At 62.3% G+C, this 1,439-nt stretch carries 1 protein-coding gene; it reads right to left on the bottom strand.

Features of this window, described 5'->3' with window-relative positions; all coding sequences use genetic code 11:
- The coding region (locus DBR23_RS02790; protein WP_233250239.1) for a sodium:proton exchanger at positions 1-1,239 on the bottom strand (1,239 nt) is incomplete at its 3' end.
- Between the last annotated feature and the right edge of the window lie 200 nt (positions 1,240-1,439).

Raw genomic sequence — 1,439 nt, 5'->3', positions numbered from 1 at the left:
GGCGGCCGGCCCCGACAGCATGAACAGGACGGCGGCGAGACCGAGGTACAACCACCCCAGCATGGTCAGCGAAGCGATGGCCTTGGCGGCATCCGCACGATAGACAAAGGCGAGAACGATCTGGACCGAAAAGAGGGCCGCCAGCACGACTGCCGATAGCAGGCTGAAGCGCAACCGGAGCAACAAAGCCACTCCAAATAGCGACTGTGCCGCGGTCAGAAAAAATTCCTCGTGCTGCCGCGCGTCCAGCGGCAACGACGCAATCGCTCCGGCGCCGACGCTCATCGCCAGCGGCAGCATGCCCACCAGCAGGGTCCACTGGTTGATCTTGTCGCTGATCATAGTTGTGAGCCCGCCCTCGGCGCGCCCTGAAAGGACGAACAGGATGGCGATGACGACTGCCGGCGCCTCGCTCGCCAAGGGTGCAAGCCACTGGATCAGCAGGAACTCGTCGATGCCCAGGATGCGCCCTGAGGCGACGATGGATTCAGCGAACGGCTCGGCTGCCGCCAGGATCACGCCCGCGGCGACGATCGCAAGCCCGGCCATCCAGGCCCACTGCTTTCGAGGCGAGAGCTCCGACAGCGCCGCGGCCGGGCCGGGCTCATCGTCGGCTTCGAGGCCCGTTTCCACCTTCGGCAGCCGGCTCGTGAACCAAAGATAGGTGCCGAAAATCAGGACCAGAATGACCGTGTCAACCAGATTGATGCGGTTCTTCAGGACGATCGAAAATGCGTAGACGCTGGCCACCAATAGGAAACCCACTTCCAGCACGTTCACGCTTGCCAGTTCGATGGTGCGCTTGCGGGTGCGCCACCAATGAAGGAACACCATGAGAGGCCACGCCACGCCGACCAGCAGCCGGTTGGCGCCTGTCATATGGGCCGCGGCGTAGTGCACATAGTTCGACTCAGGCGCCTTGCCAGCCTGGTACGCGTAGTACATGTCGACTGCATACTCGGGCAGGACTGTGATGAGTGCGACGAGAGCCAGTATGAGGCCCTGCGAAATGCGCTTCTCTGCGGCTTCGGCGCCCCACGAGAGCATGAAGCCGGCCGCCAGCACGGCGAGGCCGAACACGGCCGTGTCCACGACAGCATTGGGGCGCCATCCGCTGATCCGGAAGATGGCGGCCGGGACAATCGCGGCAATAGCAATGGCCAGCAGGACAAGAAACTTTCTCATTGTGGTGCTTCGCAGTACGTTGTCGGGTTTGGCCCGGCAGCCGATCTTACCCACGAGCTTGTCTGCTGTGGGGCCCTCGGCGGGCCCGACTGCGATAACTCGCGACCTCATAATCCACTGTTCACAACAGCTGGAGCTGCAAAGTAGCCCAGCAGCTTGACAAGAAAAACTGGAGTGCACCCATGGCCAAAGCCGAAAAAATCCGCCTCGACATTCCCGTCCTTCTATCCGGCGTGGAAGATGTCAAGGACCTG

This window comes from Acidovorax sp. HMWF018 (assembly GCF_003061035.1).
In the GTDB taxonomy this organism is placed as follows: Bacteria; Pseudomonadota; Gammaproteobacteria; order Burkholderiales; family Burkholderiaceae_C; genus Acidovorax; species Acidovorax delafieldii.
Note: the sequence above shows the minus strand (reverse complement) of the source record. Positions and strands in the feature narration are given on the sequence as shown.